Annotated in this window: 19 protein-coding genes; 6 read left to right on the top strand and 13 right to left on the bottom strand. The window is 70.3% G+C overall.

Features of this window, described 5'->3' with window-relative positions; genetic code table 11:
- Window positions 1–40: 40 nt before the first annotated feature.
- The 3 genes from AB0H78_RS23280 to AB0H78_RS23270 are packed head-to-tail and all read right to left on the bottom strand — an operon-like array spanning window position 41 to window position 4053.
- The gene (locus tag AB0H78_RS23280) at window positions 41–772 is read right to left on the bottom strand and encodes a GNAT family N-acetyltransferase (RefSeq protein WP_363236447.1); all 732 of its coding nucleotides are present in this window, start codon (window positions 770–772) and stop codon (window positions 41–43) included.
- Between the two features lie 39 nt (window positions 773–811).
- Complete coding sequence (locus AB0H78_RS23275; protein WP_363236446.1) at window positions 812–2665, bottom strand: IucA/IucC family protein; 1854 nt, start codon at window positions 2663–2665, stop codon at window positions 812–814.
- A 29-nt stretch (window positions 2666–2694) separates the two neighbouring features.
- The gene (locus AB0H78_RS23270) at window positions 2695–4053 is read right to left on the bottom strand and encodes a diaminobutyrate--2-oxoglutarate transaminase (protein ID WP_363236445.1); all 1359 of its coding nucleotides are present in this window, start codon (window positions 4051–4053) and stop codon (window positions 2695–2697) included.
- 251 nt (window positions 4054–4304) lie between these two features.
- Between AB0H78_RS23270 and AB0H78_RS23265 the strand changes: the two genes are divergently transcribed.
- The gene (locus tag AB0H78_RS23265) at window positions 4305–5480 is read left to right on the top strand and encodes a hypothetical protein (protein ID WP_363236444.1); all 1176 of its coding nucleotides are present in this window, start codon (window positions 4305–4307) and stop codon (window positions 5478–5480) included.
- Window positions 5481–5558: 78 nt separating this feature from the next.
- Here the strand turns inward: AB0H78_RS23265 and hflX are convergent, their stop codons facing one another.
- From hflX to miaA, 6 genes are all read right to left on the bottom strand, one after another.
- Window positions 5559–7046, bottom strand: coding sequence for a GTPase HflX (hflX, locus tag AB0H78_RS23260; RefSeq protein ID WP_363236443.1), 1488 nt, complete (start codon window positions 7044–7046; stop codon window positions 5559–5561).
- A 146-nt stretch (window positions 7047–7192) separates the two neighbouring features.
- The gene (locus AB0H78_RS23255; protein ID WP_363236656.1) at window positions 7193–8629 is read right to left on the bottom strand and encodes a M1 family metallopeptidase; all 1437 of its coding nucleotides are present in this window, start codon (window positions 8627–8629) and stop codon (window positions 7193–7195) included.
- A gap of 77 nt (window positions 8630–8706) precedes the next feature.
- Window positions 8707–10815 carry an HD domain-containing protein gene (locus tag AB0H78_RS23250; protein WP_363236442.1) on the bottom strand — a complete coding sequence of 703 codons (2109 nt, stop codon included), beginning with the start codon at window positions 10813–10815 and terminating at the stop codon, window positions 8707–8709.
- 147 nt (window positions 10816–10962) lie between these two features.
- Complete coding sequence (gene dapF, locus AB0H78_RS23245) at window positions 10963–11853, bottom strand: diaminopimelate epimerase (protein ID WP_363236655.1); 891 nt, start codon at window positions 11851–11853, stop codon at window positions 10963–10965.
- Between the two features lie 46 nt (window positions 11854–11899).
- Window positions 11900–12376, bottom strand: coding sequence for a hypothetical protein (locus tag AB0H78_RS23240; RefSeq protein ID WP_363236441.1), 477 nt, complete (start codon window positions 12374–12376; stop codon window positions 11900–11902).
- 106 nt (window positions 12377–12482) lie between these two features.
- Window positions 12483–13421 (bottom strand): tRNA (adenosine(37)-N6)-dimethylallyltransferase MiaA, encoded by a 939-nt coding sequence (miaA, locus tag AB0H78_RS23235; RefSeq protein ID WP_363236440.1) that lies wholly within the window; start codon window positions 13419–13421, stop codon window positions 12483–12485.
- 182 nt (window positions 13422–13603) lie between these two features.
- Here miaA and AB0H78_RS23230 point away from each other — a divergent pair, with 182 nt between their 5' ends.
- Together AB0H78_RS23230 and AB0H78_RS23225 are read left to right on the top strand one after the other, a co-directional pair.
- Window positions 13604–13834, top strand: a complete 231-nt coding sequence (locus AB0H78_RS23230; protein WP_363236439.1) for a gliding motility protein — start codon at window positions 13604–13606, stop codon at window positions 13832–13834.
- A gap of 28 nt (window positions 13835–13862) precedes the next feature.
- Window positions 13863–14105, top strand: coding sequence for an antitoxin (locus AB0H78_RS23225; RefSeq protein WP_363236438.1), 243 nt, complete (start codon window positions 13863–13865; stop codon window positions 14103–14105).
- Between the two features lie 74 nt (window positions 14106–14179).
- Here the strand turns inward: AB0H78_RS23225 and AB0H78_RS23220 are convergent, their stop codons facing one another.
- Together AB0H78_RS23220 and miaB are read right to left on the bottom strand one after the other, a co-directional pair.
- A complete protein-coding gene (locus AB0H78_RS23220) occupies window positions 14180–14899 on the bottom strand; it encodes a class III extradiol dioxygenase subunit B-like domain-containing protein (protein WP_363236437.1) in 720 nt (239 codons plus the stop codon).
- A gap of 39 nt (window positions 14900–14938) precedes the next feature.
- Window positions 14939–16426, bottom strand: coding sequence for a tRNA (N6-isopentenyl adenosine(37)-C2)-methylthiotransferase MiaB (miaB, locus tag AB0H78_RS23215; RefSeq protein WP_363236436.1), 1488 nt, complete (start codon window positions 16424–16426; stop codon window positions 14939–14941).
- Window positions 16427–16505: 79 nt separating this feature from the next.
- On the opposite strand from miaB, the gene AB0H78_RS23210 reads away from it, so the two are divergent.
- Window positions 16506–17501 carry a TAXI family TRAP transporter solute-binding subunit gene (locus tag AB0H78_RS23210; RefSeq protein ID WP_363236435.1) on the top strand — a complete coding sequence of 332 codons (996 nt, stop codon included), beginning with the start codon at window positions 16506–16508 and terminating at the stop codon, window positions 17499–17501.
- A gap of 15 nt (window positions 17502–17516) precedes the next feature.
- Here the strand turns inward: AB0H78_RS23210 and AB0H78_RS23205 are convergent, their stop codons facing one another.
- Together AB0H78_RS23205 and AB0H78_RS23200 are read right to left on the bottom strand one after the other, a co-directional pair.
- Window positions 17517–18908 carry a HAMP domain-containing sensor histidine kinase gene (locus AB0H78_RS23205; RefSeq protein ID WP_363236434.1) on the bottom strand — a complete coding sequence of 464 codons (1392 nt, stop codon included), beginning with the start codon at window positions 18906–18908 and terminating at the stop codon, window positions 17517–17519.
- A 6-nt stretch (window positions 18909–18914) separates the two neighbouring features.
- Window positions 18915–19625: a response regulator transcription factor gene (locus AB0H78_RS23200; protein ID WP_363236433.1), complete on the bottom strand. Its 711-nt coding sequence runs from the start codon at window positions 19623–19625 to the stop codon at window positions 18915–18917.
- Between the two features lie 256 nt (window positions 19626–19881).
- Here AB0H78_RS23200 and AB0H78_RS23195 point away from each other — a divergent pair, with 256 nt between their 5' ends.
- Both AB0H78_RS23195 and AB0H78_RS23190 read left to right on the top strand, forming a co-directional pair.
- On the top strand, window positions 19882–20658 hold the full coding sequence (locus tag AB0H78_RS23195) for an amino acid ABC transporter ATP-binding protein (RefSeq protein WP_363236432.1): 777 nt from the start codon (window positions 19882–19884) through the stop codon (window positions 20656–20658).
- Window positions 20659–20698: 40 nt separating this feature from the next.
- Window positions 20699–21616: a glutamate ABC transporter substrate-binding protein gene (locus AB0H78_RS23190; protein WP_363236431.1), complete on the top strand. Its 918-nt coding sequence runs from the start codon at window positions 20699–20701 to the stop codon at window positions 21614–21616.
- Window position 21617: the final 1 nt, after the last annotated feature.

Genomic DNA, 21617 nt, shown 5'->3' with positions numbered 1-21617 from the left:
CAGATCGCTCACATCAATGGGGAGTACATGAAGCGGGCCGTCACATCAGATTGCGGAAGGCACGGTCGCGGATCATGAGCGCGGCCCGTTTGTCGGGGAGGTCGACTTCCGCCGAGAAGCGGAAACCGGCGCTGAGGAAGGCGGAGACGGAGGGGGTGTTGCGGAGGTCGGGTTCCGCGATGACGCGGGCACACTGCGGCCGGTGGTCGAGGACGAGGTCGGAGACGGCGCGCAGGAGGGTGGTGCCGAGGCCGTGGGCGCGGTCGGCGACGCCACCGATGAGGAGGTGGAGGCCGGTGTCGTGGGGGCGGGCCGGGTAGTGCCTGGCGAGCGGATCGAGGTCCGCTCGGTAGATCTCCCAGTAGCTCATGGGCGTGCCGTCCAGCACGCCCAGGCAGGGGGTGCTGCGCCCGTCGCCGTCGAGCTGGGAGCGCAGGTGAGCGGCGGTCACCGAGTCGGGACCCGGTAGTTCCCAGAAGGCGGCCACGGCGGGATCGTTCATCCAGAGGCTGATGAGCGAGAGATCACGGTCGATCTGGACGGGGGCGAGGCGGAAAACTCCGGCTGTGGTGGTGACGGGGCCCCATGCCGAGGGGTTGTCGAGCAGGTCGTCCTGGGGTGGCGCGGGGCGGGCGGGCCAGGGCGCGGTCGCCGGGTCCGGGTCTCGCAGCAGGGAGAGCAGTTCCTCGGGCAGCTTGAGGTCCAGGGTGTCCTCGGGACCCCCTGGCTGAGGGTTGGTTCCGGTGTCGGTGCTCGCATCGGTGGGAGGCACGGCGACGTTCCTCATTTCACGTGCTGATGTCGGGTGGGGTCATGTCCCGGTGGAGTGAAGGGGGTTGGTGAGGGTGACGTAGACCGACTGGGTGTCGACGGGGCCGACGAGTTCGTCGAGTCCCTGCAGCCGGGTCAGCAGATTGGCCTTCGTGCGAAGCACGGGGCTGTCGAGGAGGAGTGCGGGCAAGGGGGATCCGAGGGCGGTCGCCTTGGTGAGGAACCGGCGGAATGCGGCGAGCAGCAGACGTTCGTCGGCAAGGTCCTGGGCGCCGAACGCCCCGATCAGTCCGAGGACGTTGTTGATGCCGAGGTAGTACGCGAAGCGTTCGTCGGTGACGGCGTCGGCGACGAATGTGTCGCTGTCCGCGCCGATGGAGGGGAGGCGTTGTTCGAGGGAGTCGCGGTGGGATTCCCGGAAGTAGTAGCCCTGGTTGTCGCGGTATCGGCCGCCGGCCGGCCAGCCGTCGGGGTCGAGAATGACCAGGGTGTTCTGCTGATGGGCTTCGAGCGCGATGCCCGCTGTGCCGTCGAGCCAGAGCACGGGGCGCACGACGTGGTCGAGGTAGCGCAGGAACCACTCCGCGGCGACGGCGCCGGTGGACCGGCCCGTGCGGGCGGCGAGTCCGGTCACGATGTCGGCGAGGCGCGAGTGCATCGCGGTACGGCCGGGCCATGGGCGGGGGCTGGTCAGTCCGGCGATGCAGACGGCGTCGTCGCCGGGGCCGAAGGGGTTGTGGCGCAGCACGACGTCCAGACCGGGGAGCGGTTCTCCGTCCGGGGTGTCGACGGCGAGCCAGGCCGGGTCGCGGACGATGTCGAAACCGGGGTGGGCGGACTGCCACTCCTCGGCGAGTCCGCCGCGCAGCAGGCGTTGCACCTCGACGCCCCGGTGGAGTTCCTTGCGGAGGTTCTCCCGGCGGGAGTTGGTGATGCGCAGGCCCAGCGAGAGCTTGAGCATCGCCTGACCGCCCGGCCGGTGGACGGTGCGGACCGATGAGGTGGGGTGCCAGTCGTCTCCGTACGGGCCGAGGTCGTGCAGGAGCCCCGCTTCGAGGAGCGCGGTCACAGCGGGGCGGTGGGCCAGTTCGCGGGCCTGCCAGGGGTGCAGAGGGAGCGGCACGGTACCGGCGGGGAGCGGGAGGTCCCCCGCGAGACGGGCGGCCAGCTGGTCGGCGGGGACGGTGCGGCCGCGCTCGGTCCAGGCCGAGTCCTGCGCCAGTACCGACCGGTCCACCGCCATCCAGTGCAGGGGGAAAGAGCCGTGCAACTCGGGGGAGTAGAGGCGCGTTTCGGCCTCGGAGAGACCTTCTCTGCTCTTGGGCGTGGGGTGCAGAGGGTGACCCAGGAGGAGGGACTGCTCGGCGGCGAGGAAGAGATCGGCCTCCGCGGCGGGGCAGGGGCCGGCGCGCCGGTCGGTGATGAAGGCGGTGGTGCAGTTGACCGAATCGGCGACCCGGCCCACCAGATCGGAGCTCTCCGCCTGGCCCGCCTCACGGCCGAGCAGGGCCGCGACGGTGACGGCGTCGGCGGCCGGGGCGCTGTGCGGGGCGCCCTCCAGCGCGGGCCTGCCGAAGCGGTGCCATCCGGTGGCCGACCAGTAGCGGACGGGGACGAGCAGTGCGCTGCCGCTGGCGGGGAGCGGGATGCGCAGGGTGGTGCCGTCCGGGCGGGCGAGGTCGTTCTCCCGTACCCAGCAGCGCAGCAGGTTCTCGACGGCCGCCGCCTCTGCCGCCTGGTGCGGATCCGGGTCGTCAAGCGGATCCCCGGGTCCGGTCGGCAGCTGGGACCCCGTCTTCTGGCGCGGTACCACCGCCGGATCGACCGCGCGTGGGCCGTGGGCGGTGGGGCGGCTGTCTGCCTCGGGCGCATCGGGTGCGGGGGTGGGGTTCACGGAGGGCTTCCTTGTGAGGTGGTCCGGGGTCAGTGCGAGGGCCCGGTCTCGTGGCGGCGGTGCATGCGTTCGGCGGCGGCCAGGGCGTCGGCGAGCCGGTCCAGTACGGCCTCGGCCTGTTCGTCGGTGATGGTGAGGGGAGGGAGCAGGCGTACGACGCTGCTGTGGCGGCCGCCCAGTTCGACGATGAGGCCTCGGTCCAGGCACTCCCGCTGCACGGTGGCGGCCAGAGCCGGGTCGGCGGGGGGCGGTCCGGCGGCCGTCAGATCCTCGGCCTCCGGATCGACGAGCTCGACGCCGATCATGAGGCCCCTGCCACGGACGTCACCGATGCAGGGGTGGTCGGCGGCCAGTCCCTGGAGACGGCCGAGCATCCGGGCGCCCAGGGTGGCGGCGCGTTCGGCCAGGCGGTTCTCGCGGACGTGGCCGAGGGTGGCGGCGCCTGCCGCCATGGCGAGCTGATTGCCGCGGAAGGTACCGGCGTGCGCGCCGGGCTCCCAGCCGTCCAGCTCCGAGCGGTAGACGACGACAGCAAGGGGGAGGGAGCCGCCGATGGCCTTGGAGAGCACCATCACGTCGGGGACGATCCCGCTGTGCTCGACCGCCCAGAAGGCGCCGGTGCGTCCCACTCCGGTCTGCACTTCGTCGGCGATCAGCGGGATCGAGCGGTCCGCGGTGATCCGGCGCATCCGCCGCAGCCAGTCGTCGGGCGCGGGAATGACACCGCCCTCGCCCTGCACCGGTTCGAGGATCATCCCGGCCGGTGCGCTCACCCCGCTCTTGGGGTCGTCGAGGAGGCTCTCGGTCCAGCGGGCGGAGAGTTCGGCGCCGCGCTCACCGCCGACTCCGAAGGGACAGCGGTACTCCTGCGGATACGGCAGCCGTGTCACCCGGACATCCGGTGCGCCCCCCGATGCGGCCAGGGCTCCCTCGGTCATGCCGTGGTAGGCACCGGTGAAGGCGAGCAGTCCACTGTGCCCGGTCGCCGTACGGACCAGTTTGAGCGCGGCTTCGACCGCGTCCGTACCCGCCGGTCCGCAGAACTGCACCCGCGCGTTGTCGGCGAGTCCGGGCGGCAGCGTGGCGAACAGCTCGGTGGTGAACGCGTCCTTGACGGGCGTGGCCAGGTCCAGGATGTGCAGCGGGGCGCCCGAGTCGATGACCTTCTTGATCGCTTCGAGGACCACGGGATGGTTGTGGCCCAGTGCCAGGGTCCCGGCCCCGGAGAGGCAGTCGAGATACCGCCGCCCGTCCGCACCCTCGATCGTGAGTCCGCGCGCCCGCACGGGCACGATGGGCAGTGACCGCGCATACGTGCGCGCAGCCGACTCGCGCAGCGACTGCCGCCGCAGGATTCCCTCGTGCGCGATCCCCTCGGTCACGGCCACGGCTTTGGTCCTCCCGCTGTAACTGTCCTGTCGTACACCCGTTGCTCTCCGACCTGAACACAGCCCGGAGCTCCCCCGTACGTACCAACGACCCGGGCGTCGTGGGATCACGGGTAAGTCGGAAGATCCTTGCGGCAACGGAACCGCGACCCTGCCGCACGCCGTCCCCAACGGCACGGCATAGTGGAGCCCGCAATTCGGCATCGTGGTGCCGGAGTTCAGACGAAACGAAGTCCCAGGGGGAACAAGACATGCGACCGATACGCCCAGCCTTGGCAGCAGTCGGCCTGACTGCCGTACTGGCTCTGGCCGCCACCGCGTGCGGCCCGGGCGACGACAACGCCGGGGGCGAGCCGAGCAGTTCGGCGGCCTCCTCCTCGTCGGACGGGAAGATCAAGATCCCGGACGACATCAAGGACCGGCTGAAGGAACACGGCTTCGACCTGGACAAGTGGAAGAACGGCGACTGGAAGAACTGGGACAAGGACAAGTGGCTCCGTGAGGCCCAGGACTTCATCAACCCGATCATCGACGGCCTCTGGGACCCGGACCGGATGAAGGGTGCGGACAAGCAGCCGCAGAAGCCCGTCGCCAACGACATCTCGGGTGACAAGGGTGTGACCGACCCGACCCCGGCGCCGGTGAACGCGCAGGCCCTCCAGTCGCCGTACCACCAGAGCCTTCCCGCGCTGGGCAAGATCCTCTTCGACACCCCCGAGGGCTCGGCGGTCTGCTCGGGCACCGTGGTGAAGGACCCGGCCCACCCCGGCAAGTCCAACCTGGTGTGGACCGCAGGTCACTGCGTCCACGCCGGCGCGAAGGGCGGCTGGTACCGCAACATCGCCTTCGTCCCGTCGTACAACGACAGCGGCAAGACCGCCGCCCAGCTGGCGGGTGCGACCCGGAAGCAGCTCGCTCCGTACGGCGTCTTCTGGGCGAACGGAGCCCTGACCTCCGACCAGTGGATCCAGGGTGGCGGCCCGACCGGCGGCCAGGGCGCTCCGTACGACTTCGCGGTGCTGCACATGACCCCGGAGAAGGGCTCCACCAAGTCCCTGGAGGAGACGACCGGTTCGGCCGTCGCGGTGGACTTCAACGCTCCTGCCGTTCCGAAGATCGCCAGCATGTCGGCCAACGGCTACCCGGCGGCCGCGCCCTTCGACGGCCAGAAGCTGTTCCGCTGCGTCGACAAGCCAGGCCGTCTCTCCATCCAGCAGAACGACCCGACGATGTACCGCCTCGGCTGCACGATGACCGGCGGTTCCTCCGGCGGCGGCTGGCTCACCACGGGCCAGGACGGACAGCCCACGCTGGTGTCGAACACCTCGATCGGCCCGGTGACGGCCGGCTGGCTGGCCGGTCCTCGCCTCGGCAAGGAAGCCAAGGACGTCTACGAGGCGGAGAGCCAGAAGTTCGCCAACCAGTAGGACTCGCCCTGAAGCGCCGAAGGCCCGCACCCCCTGAGAGGGTGCGGGCCTTCGGGTTGTGCAGGAGCAGCGGAGAGGTCAGTGCTTCGCCGGCACGTACGGTGCCAGGTCGGCCGCCAGTTCCTCGTGCACCCGCGCCTTGAGCAGCGTGCCCTCCGGGGTGTGCTCCTCGGAGATCACCTCGCCGTCGGTGTGGGCCCGGGCCACCAGTGCACCGTGCGTGTACGGCACGAGCGCCTCGATCTCCACCTGCGGGCGCGGCAGTTCGGCGTCGATGATCGCGAGCAGCTCCGCGATCCCCGCGCCCGTACGGGCCGAGACAGCGATGGCGTGGCGCTCGGTGCGCAGCAGCCGCTGCAGAACGAGCGGATCGGCCGCGTCCGCCTTGTTGATCACCACGAGCTCGGGCACATCGGTCGCGCCGACGTCCCTGATCACCTCACGGACCGCCGCGAGCTGCTCCTCGGGCACCGGGTGCGAGCCGTCCACCACGTGCAGGATCAGGTCGGAATCCCCGACCTCTTCCATGGTGGAGCGGAACGCCTCGACGAGGTGGTGCGGCAGATGCCGTACGAAACCGACGGTGTCGGCCAGGGTGTAGACCCGGCCGCTCGGCGTCTCGGCCCGGCGCACGGTCGGGTCGAGGGTGGCGAACAGCGAGTTCTCCACGAGCACTCCCGCGCCCGTGAGGCGGTTGAGCAGCGAGGACTTTCCGGCGTTGGTGTAACCGGCGATGGCCACCGAAGGCACCTTGTTGCGCTTGCGCTCCTGGCGCTTGATGTCGCGGCCGGTCTTCATCTCCGCGATCTCCCGGCGCATCTTCGCCATCTTCTCGCGGATACGGCGCCGGTCCGTCTCGATCTTGGTCTCACCGGGACCGCGGGTGGCCATACCGCCGCCACCGCTCGACCCGCCGCCGCCCATCTGCCGGGACAGCGACTGACCCCAGCCGCGGAGCCTGGGCAGCATGTACTGCATCTGCGCCAGCGAGACCTGCGCCTTGCCCTCACGGGACTTGGCGTGCTGGGCGAAGATGTCCAGGATCAGTGCGGTCCGGTCGACCACCTTGACCTTGACGACGTCTTCGAGGTGGATCAACTGGCCGGGGCTCAGCTCACCGTCGCACACGACGGTGTCGGCGCCGGACTCGAGCACGATGTCCCGCAGCTCCTGCGCCTTGCCGGAGCCGATGTACGTGGCCGGGTCCGGCTTGTCGCGCCGCTGAACGAGACCGTCGAGCACCTGCGCACCCGCCGTCTCGGCGAGCGCGGCGAGCTCCGCGAGGGAGTTGTCCGCGTCCTGCGCGGTACCGGAGGTCCAGACGCCGACCAGCACGACCCGCTCGAGGCGCAGCTGGCGGTACTCGACCTCGGTGACGTCCTCGAGCTCGGTGGAGAGGCCCGCGACACGGCGCAGTGCCGCACGCTCGGAGCGGTCGTACTGGTCGCCGTCGCGCTCTCCGTCGATTTCGTGGCTCCAGGCGACGTCCTCTTCCATCAGGGCATCGGCCCGAAGGCTCTCGTGGAAGCTCTGCTCGTCCTGGGAAGGGGAAGAAGAGGAGGTCATTGGATCCTTACGTCGATAGGAAGTTCTTGGGTGTCTGTCACAACGCGTGACGACCTGGGAAGATTCCCGGCCGCGTCGCCGACCTGTCGATAGTGGCATGCCGCGACCGGGACCGTCACCCAGGTTTTACCCCGCTCGATCCGCCTTTACCGTTCGCTGTGCCAGTCCGGGTGTCCGGGCATGGGCGGCGTCCTCTCCCCGTACAGCCACGCCTGGAAGAACCCGGAGAGATCGCGCCCGGAGATCCGCGACGCGAGCGCCGAGAAGTCCGCGGTGGTCGCGGTCCCGTCCCGGTACTCGCGCACCCACTCCCGTTCGAGCTGCTCGAAGGCGCCGGCGCCGATCTCCTGGCGCAGCGCGTAGAGCACCAGTGCGCTGCCGTCGTACACGACCGGCCTGAAGATGCCGATCTGCTGTCCCGGCTCGGCCCTGCGCGGCCGTGCGGGCGGTCCGCCCGCCGCGCGCCAGCCGTCCGAGTCCGTGTAGGCATCGCGCATGCGCCGCTCCATCGGCTGATCGGCCTGCTCCTGCGCATAGAGCGCCTCGTACCAGGTCGCGTGGCCTTCGTTGAGCCACAGGTCGGACCAGGCGTGCGGCGAGACGCTGTCGCCGAACCAGTGGTGGGACAGCTCATGGACCATGATCGAGTCGACGTACCACTCCGGGTACTCGGCCCGCGTGAACATCGAGCGCTCGAAGAGCGACAGCGTCTGCGTCTCCAGCTCGAAACCGGTGTCCATGTCGGCGATCAGGAGACCGTACGTCTCGAAGGGGTACGGACCGACCTTCGACTCCATCCAGGCCAGCTGGGCCGGGGTCTTCTTCAGCCACGGCTCCAGCTTGGTGCGGTCGGCGGCGGGCACCACGTCGCGCACCGGCAGCCCGTGCGGTCCCGTACGGCGCAGGACCGTCGAGCGTCCGATCGACACCTGGGCCAGTTCGGTGGCCATGGGATGCGCGGTCCGGTATGTCGACGTGACGCTGCCGGCGTGCCGGGTCCGAGGCAGTTCCAGACCGTTCGCGACGGCCGTGAGCCCCTTCGGGACGGTCACGCGGAAGGTGAAGAAGGCCTTGTCGGAGGGGTGGTCGTTGCAGGGGAAGACCCGGTGCGCGGCGTCCGCCTGGTTGGCCATGACCAGTCCGTCGCCCGTGCGCACCCAGCCGCCGGCCTGTCCGCCGCGCGGGTCGCTGGTGTGGTGGACGGTGATCCGCAGCAGGTCACCGGCGGGGACGGCCGCGGCCGGGGTGACGACCAGGTCCTCACCGCTCGTCGCGAAGTCGGCGCGGGCGCCGTTCACCTCGACGGAGTCGACCGTGCCGTGGGTGAAGTCGAGGTTGACACGCTCCAGGGCCTCGGTGGCCCGTGCGTCGATGACGGTGACGGCGGACAGCGGCTTGGTGTTGGAGCCGCCGTAGGTGAGGCCGATGTCGTACGAGAGGACGTCGTAGCCGGGGTTGCCGAGGTTCGGGTAGAGCGGATCGCCGATGCCCAGAGGCATGGGCGCGGGCAGGGCGGCGGCGACGAGGGCGGCCGATGCGGCGGCCAGCAGACCGGCGCGCAGCCTCCGGGAGGGCCGGGAGATGTGCAGCATGGGTTACGGCTATCAGCGCGCGCGGCGCAGGGCGTGGCGGCGCGCGCCACGCCACCCGAACGAGGCTCTCAGGCGGTGGCCGGATGCTGGGCGCGGCTCACGTCGTACACGCCGGCCACGTCGCGCATGATGCGCATCAGCGCGGGAAGCCCTGCCGAGTCCGGGAGTTGGAGCGTGTAGGTGTGGCGCACCCGCTGCTCGCTCGGCGGTTCCACCGTGGCGGACACGACCGCGGCCCCCGCGGTGGCGATGGCCTCCGTGAGGTCTGCCAGCAGATGCGGGCGGCCGAAGGCCTCCGCGACGAGCGTGACCCGCACCTCGCCGGTGGCCCGCCAGCTCACCGTGACGGGCGCCCGGCCCACCGCCCGCATCCGGGCCACGGCCGAGCACCCCTCGCGGTGCACGGTGACGGCTCCGCCGCGCACCTCGAAGCCGGTGACGGCGTCGGGCGGCACGGGCGTGCAGCAGCCCGCGAGCCGTACGGCCGCGTTCGGCAGGTCGACGACGGCATGGGCTCCCGCCGGCCGCACCGCGTCGCCGGCCGCCGCTTCCGACACGGGCGGACGCGGGGCGGCGACGGGCACCGCGGCACCTTCCGGATGTGCGGCCAGCCAGCCGGTGATGGCGATCCGGGCGCCGGGCGTACGGGCATGGTCGAGCCAGTCGGGCGAGGGTCCCGAGGCAGCGTCCTGCGCGAGCAGGAGCTGCACGGTGTCCCCGTCGCTGAGCACCGTGCTGAGCGTCGCCAGACGGCCGTTGACGCGCGCGCCGATACAGGCGTGCGCCGCTTCGCCGTACTGCGCATAGGCCGCGTCGACACAGCTCGCGCCGGCCGGCAGCCCCAGCATGGAGCCGTCCGAGCGGAAGACCGTGATCTCGCGGTCCTGCGCCAGGTCGGCGCGGAGCGTGGACCAGAAGGTGTCGGGGTCCGGCGCGGACTCCTGCCATTCGAGGAGCCGCGAGAGCCAGCCGGGGCGCGTCGGGTCGGCGCGCTCGCCGTCCTCGGCGGGTTCCGCGGAGACGACGGAGGAGGCCGGCTCCAGGGGTGCGTACGGATTGCCGAGCGCGACGACACCCGCCTCGGCGACCTTGTGCATCTGGTGCGTACGGATGAGGACTTCGGCGACCGAGCCGTCAGGGCTGGCGACCGCGGTGTGCAGCGACTGGTACAGGTTGAACTTGGGTGTGGCGATGAAGTCCTTGAACTCCGAGATCACCGGGGTGAAGCAGGTGTGCAGCTCACCGAGCACCCCGTAGCAGTCGGCGTCCTCGCCGACCAGCACGAGGAGCCGGCCGAAGTCGGTCGGGCGCAGTTCGCCGCGTTTGATGCTCACCCGGTGCACGGAGACGAAGTGGCGCGGCCTGATGAGGACTTCGGCGCTGATGCCCGCGTCCCGCAGGACGACTCTGAGCTCCTCGGCGATGGTGGCGAGGGGGTCGGCGGTCGCGGCGTCGGCCGCGATGAGCGCGCGGGTGTGCTCGTACTCCTCGGGGTGGAGGATCGCGAACACCAGATCCTCCAGCTCCGTCTTGAGCGCCTGTACGCCGAGTCGCTCGGCCAGTGGGATCAGCACGTCACGGGTGACCTTGGCGATCCGGGCCTGCTTCTCGGGGCGCATCACGCCCAGCGTGCGCATGTTGTGCAGCCGGTCGGCCAGCTTGATCGACATGACGCGGACGTCGTTGCCGGTGGCGACGAGCATCTTGCGGAAGGTCTCGGGTTCGGCCGCGGCGCCGTAGTCGACCTTCTCCAGTTTGGTGACCCCGTCGACGAGGAAGCAGACCTCTTCGCCGAACTGGTCCCTCACCTGATCGAGCGTCACCTCGGTGTCCTCGACGGTGTCGTGGAGCAGGGAGGCGGTCAAGGTCGTGGTCTCGGCGCCCAGTTCGGCGAGGATCAGCGTCACGGCGAGCGGGTGCGTGATGTAGGGCTCGCCGCTCTTTCGCATCTGCCCTCTGTGCGAGGACTCGGCGAGTACGTACGCCCTGCGCAGGACGGCCAGATCGGCGTCGGGATGATGGGCCCGATGCGCCTCGGCGACATGACCGATGGCGTCGGGCAGCCGGTCCCTGGAGACCGGGCCGAGCAGGGCTGCCCGGCCTAGCCGGCGAAGGTCGATCCTGGGGCGGCCTCGCCGGCGGCTGGGGGCACCAGGATTGGTGGCCTCTGCACTCATGGGGCACCTCCGGCAGTCTCGGCCATCGACCGGCGACTGTCAGGCTGCGGATACGCCCGAGGGCCGGTGCTTGATGCTACCGAGCCCACCACGGGCCGCAGTCCCACTCTCGCTCACCGTGAAACTGATCACCCATTCGAGCGAAACTCAGTCGCGAGCCGTTTCCCACCAGTCGGCATCGATCGTGCCCTCGGCCACAATCACGGCGGGACCGGTCATCTCGATTTCGCCGTCCGGCCGCTCGGTGATCGACAACTGCCCGCCGAGCACATCGACGGTGTACGTCACGGGAGCACCGGTGACCGAAGGATCGAGCCCGTCCCTGCGGGCCGCGGCCACCGCGACGGCACAGGCACCCGTGCCGCAGGACCGGGTCTCCCCCGCCCCGCGCTCGTGCACCCGCATCGCCACATGCCGCTCGCCCCGGTCCACGACGAACTCGACATTGACCCCCGTCGGATAGACGGCGGCCGGGCTGAACGACGGCGCGGTGAAGAGGTCTCCGGCGTGCTCGAGCTCCTCGACGAAGGCCACCGCGTGCGGGTTGCCCATGTTCACGTTCCGCGCGGGCCAGCTGCGACCGCCGACACTGACGGTCGCTTCGTCCTCGGAGAGCAGAGAGCGCCCCATGGAGACGGTGATGTCCCCGTCATCGCCCTTGGCCAGGTGCACCTGCTTCACACCACCGCGGGTGGCGACCGCGAGGTCACCGTCCCCGACAAGGCCGGCGCGCTGCAGATAGCGGGCGAAAACCCGCACTCCGTTGCCGCACATCTCGACGGTGGAGCCGTCTCCGTTGCGGTAGTCCATGAACCACTCGGCCTCGCCGGCCATCGCCAGCGCCTCGGGGTGCGCGGCGGACCGTACGACATGGAGCAGGCCGTCCCCGCCGATACCGGCCCGCCGGTCGCAGAGCGCCGCGACGGCGGATGCGGGCAGGTCGACGGTGTTGTCCGGGTCGGGGACGATCACGAAGTCGTTCTCGGTCCCGTGGCCCTTGAGGTAGGCGAGCTGCGCAGTGGTGGTCACGCGCTCCATCGTACGAGAGGGCACCGACAACGCCTTCGGCGCGGGCGACGGCGCCTCAGCGGAGCCGGGCGACCCGCCACACGGCCAGCGCGACCAGGGCGCACGCGGTGACGGCGTACAGCGCGATCACCCGCCAGTCGGGGCGCTCCCCCGAACCCTTGGCGGGCAGTCCCGGCAGGGTGTAGCCCACGCGGCGGGCGGCCATCAGCCCCCAGCCGGCGGCGCAACAGCTGATCAGGAGTCCGAGCATGGCCACGACCGGTCCGCCGTCACCGAATTCGAAGGCGAGCGGAAAGGCGAACATCAGCGAGCCGACGGCGGCGAGCATCACGATCGGCGCGAGCTGCCAGATCCGCAGGCGTCGCTGCGGGCGCAGTTCCACCTCGACCTCGGGCGCCGCGGCGGCCATGGCCGCCTCGTCGAGGGGGTCGGGCCCGTCGGGGCTCAGCCGTACCGCGTCCTCCGGTACTCCCGCTGTGCCCTGGTCGCCCTGCTCCGTGTCGCGTTCTCTGTCGCGAGGGCCGGCCTCCATCGCCACGCGCCCTCCCAACTCGGACTTCACTGTCGATCGCAGCTCGATGATGGCACGCTCCGTGGCCCCGGATTGACGGCCGGAGCGTCCCGATGCCATCACGTGATCAGGCTGTGACCGCTCGTTCGACCAACGCCAGTGCCCGGTGCGGAAGTTCCGCGCGGTCCTCGGCCGCGCCGCTCAGCCAGTGCACGCGGGGATCGCGGCGGAACCAGGAGTCCTGACGGCGCGCGAAGCGCTTGGTGGCGCGTACGGTCTCGGCGCGCGCCTCCTCCTCGGTGCACTCTCCCGCGAGGGAGGCGAGCACCTGCTGGTACCCGAGAGCGCGCGATGCGGTGCGTCCCTCGCGCAGGCCCAGGCCCTCCAGCGCCTTCACCTCGTCGACCAGTCCCTCCTCCCACATCCGGTCGACGCGCCGCGCGATGCGCTCGTCGAGCTCGGGGCGGGCGACGTCGACGCCGATCTGCACGGTGTCGTAGATCGAATCGTGACCGGGGAGGTTGGCGGTGAAGGGCTTTCCGGTGATCTCGATGACCTCGAGTGCGCGGACGATACGGCGGCCGTTGCTGGGCAGGATCGCCCGCCCGGCGTCCGGGTCGGCTGCGGCCAGTCGTGCGTGCAGTGCGCCGGGACCGCGAAGCGTCAGCTCCTCCTCGAGCCGTGCGCGTACGGCCGGATCGGTGCCGGGGAACTCCAGGGCGTCGATGGCGCCGCGCACGTACAGCCCGGAGCCGCCCACCAGGACCGGCGTACGGCCCTCGGCGAGCAGCCGGTCGATCTCCGCGCGGGCGAGACGCTGGTACTCCGCGACGCTGGCCGCCTCTTTCACGTCCCAGATGTCGAGGAGCCGATGGGTGATGCCGCCCCGCTCGGGGAGCGTCAGCTTGGCGGTGCCGATGTCCATCCCCCGGTAGAGCTGCATGGAGTCCGCGTTGACGACCTCACCCCCGAAATGCCGGGCGAGCGCGACGCCCAGATCGGACTTTCCGGCCGCGGTGGGACCGACGACGGCGATGACCCGCGGTGCGGGAGCTGCAGTTCTCACCTCCCCAGTCTCGCAAACCTCCTGGCCTGTCCCCGAACGAGTTACGTGACGGCCCGCGTCCGGCTTCGTTTCCCGTTGCGAGGTTCCGCCCGCCGGTTTACCGACCGGTTCACCCGGGCGACGCAATGAGGCGCTCCGGGTGGCGCGTGATTTCGCTCGCACGAGTACGGTATGGAGTAGATATGGGTGTTTTTGCACGGTTTAGCCGGAAGTCCAAGGCCGCAGCCGAGGAGTCCACCGCAGACACGACGGTCGCCACGCTGACGGCCGAACCGGAGGCGGAGGACGCAGCGGAGGCAGCCGAGGAGGCCGGTGCCACCGAGGCGGCCGCTGTCGAGGGAGTCGAGATTCCCCAGCAGCAGTCCGCCGAGGCTGCCGCCGACAACAAAGCCGGTGAGGGCGCCCGCAAGTAAAATCCCTTCGAGAGGGAAGAGGTGTCCCATGGGATTTCTGGACAACCTGAAGGCCAAGCTCGCACCCGCCAAGGACAAGGTCGGTGACCTCGCCCAACAGCACGGGGGCAAGATCGAACAGGGCCTGGACAAGGCCGCCCAGACGGTCGACTCCAAGACCAAGGGCAAGTACAGCGACAAGATCGAGACGGGTACGGACAAGGCCAAGGACGCCTTGGGCAAGCTCTCGAACAAGGACGGCGGCACGGGCACCCCGCCGCCGGCCGCCTGAATCACACTGCCGGAAGGCCGCGGAGTGCGTACTCCGCGGCCTTCCGCCGTGTCCGGAGCCGGGTCCCGGGCGCCCTAGGACCAGGCGGCGACGAAGTACCCGACGCCGTACGGAGCGTCCTCGTACAGCAGCTCTCCGCCCAGCCGCGCGCCCTCGGCGGCCCCCGCGAGGACCTGCCAGGGCGCACGGCCCGCGGCTTTGAGTTCGTACGCCAGTGACGCGTCCAGCGCCGCCAGTGCCGCGGTGTCCGCCGCACCCAGCGCCCGGGCCACGCCCGCGTCGAACGCGGTGGCCCGCTCGTCCAGATAACCGGGCGCCTTCAGCGTGCGACAGGCGCTGCCGTCGCCCATCACCAGGAGCGCGACGCGCTCCGCGCGGGCGGCCAGCTCTCGGCCCGCGGCGAGGCAGCGGTCGGTGTCGAGCGGTTCGCCCACGCCCAGCGCCTCCAGGGGTGCGTCGGTCCAGCCGGTGCGCTCCAGCAGCCAGGCCGCCACGGAGAGCGAAGGCGGCAGTTCCCGCTCGGGCACGCTGTCACCGGGACCGAAGGCCCCGAGCCGTACCTCAAGATCCACCCCGAAGCCGGCGAAGGACCCCGCCGCCCCCTGCGGATGCGCACCGCGCCCCTCGGGCCCTGCGGGCCCCACGACCACCAGCCGGTCGGGCCGGGAGGCGGCCAGCACCCCGAGCGCGTCGAGACAAGCGTCCCGCGCAGCGTCGAGCTCGGCCGCGGCGCCGGCGGCGACCCCGGGCACGAGCAGAGGCGGGCAGGGACAGACAGCGGCGGCTACGAGCATGATCGGCAGCCTACTGCGCACCGGACCGGGGCGAGCCGGTCAGTCGACGGAGCAGCCTCCGGTGACCGCGGGCAGCGGCTCAGGGACGCCGATCTTCGGCAGGCCGAGCAGGACGCCGGGCGCCTGCTGGGCGGGCGCAGCGGTGCGCTTCTCCCAGGCGTCACCGGCGCGCGTGCGCCGTACACCGAGAGGCGCGCCCTCCGCGAGGAGGTGGTGCGGTGCCGCGTACGTGATCTCCACCGTCACGACGTCGCCGGGGCGCACGTCCTGCTCCGGCTTGGTGAAGTGCACCAGGCGGTTGTCGGGCGCACGGCCCGAAAGCCGGTGCGTGGCACCGTCCTTGCGGCCTTCACCCTCGGCGACCATGACGTCCAGGGTGCGGCCGACCTGCGTCTTGTTCTCGTTCCAGGAGATCTCCTCCTGGAGGACGGAAAGGCGCATGTAGCGCTCCTGCACGACCTCCTTGGGGATCTGCCCGTCCATGGTGGCGGCGGGCGTCCCGGGGCGCTTGGAGTACTGGAAGGTGAAGGCGTTGGCGAAGCGGGCCTCGCGGACCGCGTGCATCGTCTGCTCGAAGTCCTCCTCGGTCTCGCCGGGGAAGCCCACGATGATGTCGGTGGAGATGGCGGCGTGCGGGATAGCGGCGCGCACCTTTTCGATGATCCCCAGGAAGCGGTCCTGGCGGTACGAGCGGCGCATCGCCTTCAGGATCGTGTCCGAGCCCGACTGCATCGGCATGTGCAGCTGCGGCATCACGTTCGGCGTCTCGGCCATCGCGGCGATCACGTCGTCGGTGAAGTCGCGCGGGTGCGGCGAGGTGAAGCGGACGCGCTCCAGGCCCTCGACCTTTCCGCAGGCGCGCAGCAGCTTGGAGAAGGCCTCGCGGTCGCCGATGTCGGATCCGTACGCGTTGACGTTCTGGCCGAGCAGGGTGATCTCGCTGACGCCCTCGGCGACCAGCGCCTCGATCTCGGCGAGGATGTCGCCGGGGCGGCGGTCCTTCTCCTTGCCGCGCAGCGCGGGCACGATGCAGAAGGTGCAGGTGTTGTTGCAGCCGACCGAGATGGAGACCCACGCCGCGTAGGCGCTCTCGCGCCGCGTGGGCAGCGTCGAGGGGAAGGCCTCCAGGGACTCGGCGATCTCGACCTGCGCCTCTTCCTGGATACGGGCGCGCTCCAGCAGCACCGGCAGCTTGCCGATGTTGTGCGTACCGAAGACGACATCGACCCAGGGCGCCCGGTCCACGATCGTGTCGCGGTCCTTCTGCGCGAGGCAGCCGCCGACGGCGATCTGCATGCCGGGCCGCTTGGTCTTCATCGGCGCGAGGCGGCCGAGATTGCCGTACAGCTTGTTGTCGGCGTTCTCACGCACCGCGCAGGTGTTGAAGACGACGACATCGGCATCCCCGTCGGCGTCCTTGGGCGCGCGGACGTAACCGGCGCCCTCAAGGAGGCCCGAGAGCCGCTCGGAGTCGTGGACGTTCATCTGGCACCCGTAGGTGCGCACCTCGTAGGTCTTCGCACTCATCTCGTACACCAGGGTACGGGGCGCCCGCAGCTCCGTACCCCCTGGTCCTTTCGGGGAGCGGACTGGCAGGATCGCGCGCATGTTCCAGGCACTCTCCCGCATCGGCCGACGCCGCGCTCTGCAGGGCTCCGCGGCCGCCCTGGTGGTCCTCGGGCTGCTGGCGTGGTGGCTGCTGCCCTTCGGCTCGTCCGCCCCCGGCGGACGGCTCAGTTTCAGTACCGGTGTGCCGACCGGGGTCTACCAGACGTACGGCACGATGCTGCGCGATGCGCTCGCCGAGGACCTGCCGAATGTCTCGGTCACCCTGCAGACCAGCCAGGGCTCGCAGCAGAACATCTCGCGGGTGGCCACGGGGAAGGCGGACTTCGCCCTCGCCACCGCCGACGCCGTCGACGACTACCTGCGCAAGAAGCGGCCCGGCGCGGACCGGCTTCGAGGCTGCGCGCGGCTGTACGACGACTACATACAGCTCGTCGTGGCGGACGGATCGACGGTGCACCGCGCTCGTGACCTGCGCAAACTGCGGGTGGCCGTGGGCCAGGAAGGGTCGGGCGTACGACTGATCGCCGAGCGGATGCTGCGGGCGGCGGGGCTCGATCCGCAGAAGGACATCACCCCGGTGGCGGCCGGGATCGACACCGCGCCGCGGCTTCTCGAGGAGAAGAAGATCGACGCCTTCTTCTGGTCGGGCGGGCTGCCCACCACAGCGGTGCGCCTGCTGACCGAACGCTTCCCGGTGCGGCTGATCCCGCTCGACGACCTGGTGGCGACCCTGCACCAGAGCGGGGAGTCCACCCGCTACTACCGTTCGGCGGTCATGCCCGCCGACGCCTATCCCGCGGCGCGCAACGGCACCTCGGTGGGGACTCTGGCCGTGGCGAACATCCTGATCACCGCCGACCGCACCGACGCACGCCTCACCGAGGACTTCACCCGCACGGTGATCCGCAGCCGCGACAGCATCGGACGGCAGGTGCACGCCGCTCAACTGGTGGACGTACGCACCGCGATCTACACCGACCCGCTGCCGCTGCACGAAGGGGCACGGCGCTACTACCGGTCGGTGAAGCCGTAACCCCGGCCTGCCCTCTCAGGAGGGCTCGCTGCGCGGCACCGTCACGGTCACGCGCAGCCCCTGCGGGGTGTTCTTGCCGTACGCGAGGGAGCCGCCGCCCGCAGCGAGCAGGGCCCGCGAGATCGACAGGCCCAGGCCCGAACCCTTGACGTTCTGGTGCCTGTTGGAGCGCCAGAAGCGGTCGCCGACACGGGCCAGCTCGTCCTCGGTCAGGCCGGGGCCGCCATCGGCGACGGTGATGGTGGAGACCGCGCCGTCGACGGCTACGGTGACGCGGACCTCCGCTCCTCCAGGGGTGAACTTCAGCGCGTTGTCGATCACCGCGTCCAGGGCGCTGGAGAGCGCGACGGGGTCCGCCCAGGCGGTGGCGGCGGCCGCACCGTGCTCGGTGATCCGCACCCCCTTGTCGTCGGCGAGCGGGCGCCAGGCGGCGACCCGCTCGGCCGTCAGTTCACCGATGTCGGTGAGCCGCATCTCAGCACCGGCATGCTCGGCCAGCGCCAGGCCCAGCAGGTCGTCGAGCACCTGGGCGAGGCGCTTGCCCTCCGTGCGCACCGAGGCGATCTCCTCGTTGCCCTCGGGGAGTTCGAGCGCGAGCAGTTCGATCCGGAGCAGCAACGCCGCCAGGGGGTTGCGGAGTTGGTGCGAGGCATCGGCGACGAAGGCGCGCTGCTGTTCCAGTACGTCCTCGACGTTGTCCGCCATCTCGTTGAACGAACGGGCCAGGCGCCTGAGTTCCGGCGGGCCGCCACCAGGTGCGACGCGCGAGTTCATCCGCCCGGTCGCGATGCCGTGGGTGGCCGCGTCCAGGATCCTGACGGGCAGCAGCACCCAGCCCGTCAGCCGGAAGGCAGCCCCGACGGCCACGAGCATCGCGGCCACCAGTCCCCCGCCGATCAGCAGCCAGCCGTGGAGAATCTTCGAACGCATCTCCCCCGTGGGCGAGTCGGTCATCACGACCGCGATCACGTCGCCGTTCCTGACGACCGGAGAGGCGACCACCAGGCGTCCGCGCTGCCAGGGCCACACCTGGGAGGGATCGTGACTGCGGCGGCTGGCGAGCGCCTCCTGGAAGGCCTGGCGCCCCTCGCCCTCGCCGGGAACTCCCCAGCCCAGCGGGGCGTTGGCCAGGGCAACACCATCTCGGTCGAAGACCCCGGCCCGAATTCCGTACACCTGTCGATAGCGGACGAGTTCGTCTTGGAGCCTGGCCTGCCGTTCCTTCTCGACGGCCGGTATCTCCGTGACGAACTGGGCCTCGGCGGCGATGCGCGCGGTGTCGTCGATCCGGTCGACGACGACTTTCTGCTGCTGTGCGGCGGCCACGCTGACGGCGAGCGGGAAGCCGAGCGCGAGCAGCACGCCTGCCATGAGGACGATGAGCAGCGGGAGGAGACGGGTGCGCACCGGGAGTTACGTACCTTGGGGTGTGCCGGGAGCGGCGGGGGCGACGAGCCGGTAGCCGACGCCGCGCACGGTCTCGATCAGCGCGGGCATCCGCAGCTTGGAGCGCAGGGACGCCACGTGCACCTCGAGGGTGCGCCCTGTCCCCTCCCAGCTGGTGCGCCACACCTCGCTGATGATCTGCTCCCTGCGGAAGACGACCCCGGGCCGCTGGGCGAGCAGCGCAAGCAGGTCGAACTCCTTGCGGGTGAGCTGCACTTCGCTGCCCTCGACACTGACCCTGCGGGTGGGCAGCTCGATCTGGACGGGGCCGAGCCACAGCTCGCTGTCGCCGGTGGTGCGGCCGCCGGCCGGCGGAGGGCGCCGGATGACCGCGTGGATACGGGCGATCAGCTCGCCGGTGTCGTACGGCTTCACCACATAGTCGTCGGCGCCCAGATTGAGGCCGTGGATGCGGGAGCGTACGTCGGCCCGCGCGGTCACCATGATCACCGGCGTCGAGCTGCGCTTGCGGATCTTCCCGCAGACCTCGTAGCCGTCCTGGTCGGGAAGACCCAGATCGAGCAGGATGACACCGAAGGGCTCGTGCGCGGCCGGCAGCAGGGCCTGCAGCGCCTCTTCGCCGTTGCGCGCGTGCACCACCTTGAAGCCGTGTTTGGCCAGGATCGCGGAGAGGGCCGCGGCAACGTGGTCGTCGTCCTCGACGAGCAGCAGTCGCATGGTCCCCCTTCCGTCGCACTCCGGTCGCATTCGATACGTACCCACGCATCCACGCCGATGGACGCCCGGCCAGTCAAGGGGCTTCCCCCCGAGCGGGGTTTCCGTTATGCAGCCGGTACTCCACCGCCTGCGTTCTTCACCCGGAGTGGTGGCAAGTAACCGGATCGTAATGCTCAATTTCCGCTCAGATGTAATGACGCTGGTGGCAGGCTGTCACTAGGGTCCTCGCAACCGATGAGGACGGAGCAACAAGCCGATGAGCGGAGTTTCAGTGACCAAGGACGCCCAGCCGGTGGCGGACGACCTGGTCGTGCTGAGCAACGTCAACAAGCACTTCGGCGCGCTGCATGTGCTCCAGGACATCGATCTGACCATCGCCCGAGGCGAGGTCGTGGTCGTGATCGGACCTTCGGGATCCGGGAAGTCCACACTGTGCCGCACCATCAACCGCCTGGAGACAGTCGACTCCGGCGCCATCTCGATCGACGGAAAGCCGCTGCCCCAGGAGGGCAAGGAGCTGGCCCGGCTGCGCGCCGACGTCGGCATGGTCTTCCAGTCCTTCAACCTCTTCGCGCACAAGACGGTCCTGCAGAACGTCATGCTGGGCCAGGTCAAGGTGCGCAAGACCGAGAAGAAGGCCGCCGAGACCAAGGCCCGTGCCCTGCTCGACCGGGTGGGTGTCGGCTCGCAGGCGGACAAGTACCCGGCACAGCTCTCCGGCGGTCAGCAGCAACGCGTGGCGATCGCGCGGGCGTTGGCGATGGACCCCAAGGTCATGCTCTTCGACGAGCCCACTTCGGCGCTCGACCCGGAGATGATCAATGAGGTCCTGGAGGTCATGCAGCAGCTGGCACGCGACGGTATGACGATGGTCGTCGTCACCCACGAGATGGGTTTCGCGCGCTCGGCCGCCAACCGGGTCGTCTTCATGGCCGACGGAAAGATCGTCGAAGAAGCCGTCCCCGACCAGTTCTTCAGCAACCCGCGCAGTGACCGGGCCAAGGACTTCCTGTCGAAGATCCTGCACCACTGACGCCCGACATCAACGCCCGTCCATACAAGGGATGTTCACCATGAAGTTCCGCAAGTCCGCCGCCATCGCGGCCATCTCCGTGCTCGCGCTGACCACCGCCGCGTGCGGCGGCAAGTCCGGTTCCGCCGGTGACAAGCAGTCGGCCGCCCCCGGTTCCTCCGGCGCGCCCGAGCTGCCCGCGTACGCGGTCGCGAAGGGCGTCACCATCGACTCGGCGACCCTCAAGGCCGCCCAGAAGCGCGGCAAGCTGATCATCGGCGCCAAGGCCGACCAGCCGTACCTCGGCTTCGAGGACCAGGCGACCAAGGAGCGCAGCGGTTTCGACATCGAGATCGCCACGATGCTCGCCGCCGACCTGGGCTTCTCGAAGGACCAGATCGAGTGGAAGACGGTCGACTCCGGGGTGCGTGAGACCGCCATCTCCGGTGGCCAGGTCGACATCTACGCCGGTACGTACACGATCAACGACAAGCGCAAGAAGCTCGTCGGCTTCGCGGGCCCGTACTACAAGGCCGGTGCCGACCTGCTGATCCGCAAGGACGACTCGGGGATCACCAAGGACACCCTCAAGAACAAGACGGTCTGCTCGATCGTCGGTTCCACCCCCCTCGAGGAGATCAAGAAGGACAAGTACGGCGCGAAGACCGTTTCGCTCGCCAAGTACTCCGACTGCGTGCAGCAGCTGCTGACCAAGCAGGTCGACGCGGTCACCACCGACGACGCGATCCTCAAGGGGTACGCGGCGAAGAACCCGACCAAGCTGAAGGTCGTCGGCCAGCCGTTCACCGAGGAGCCTTACGGCATCGGCATGAACAAGGACGACAAGGTGCTGCGCGACTTCATCGACGACGCCCTGGCCAAGCACGAGCAGGACGGCACGTACAAGAAGATCTACGACGCGACCCTGGGTCTGTCGGGTTCGCCGTACGTCGCGCCGCCCGCCCCCGTGAAGTACTGAT

It is taken from the genome of Streptomyces sp. NPDC050738 (assembly GCF_040654175.1).
Taxonomy (GTDB): Bacteria; Actinomycetota; Actinomycetes; order Streptomycetales; family Streptomycetaceae; genus Streptomyces.
This window is presented reverse-complemented; position numbering and strand designations above follow the sequence as displayed.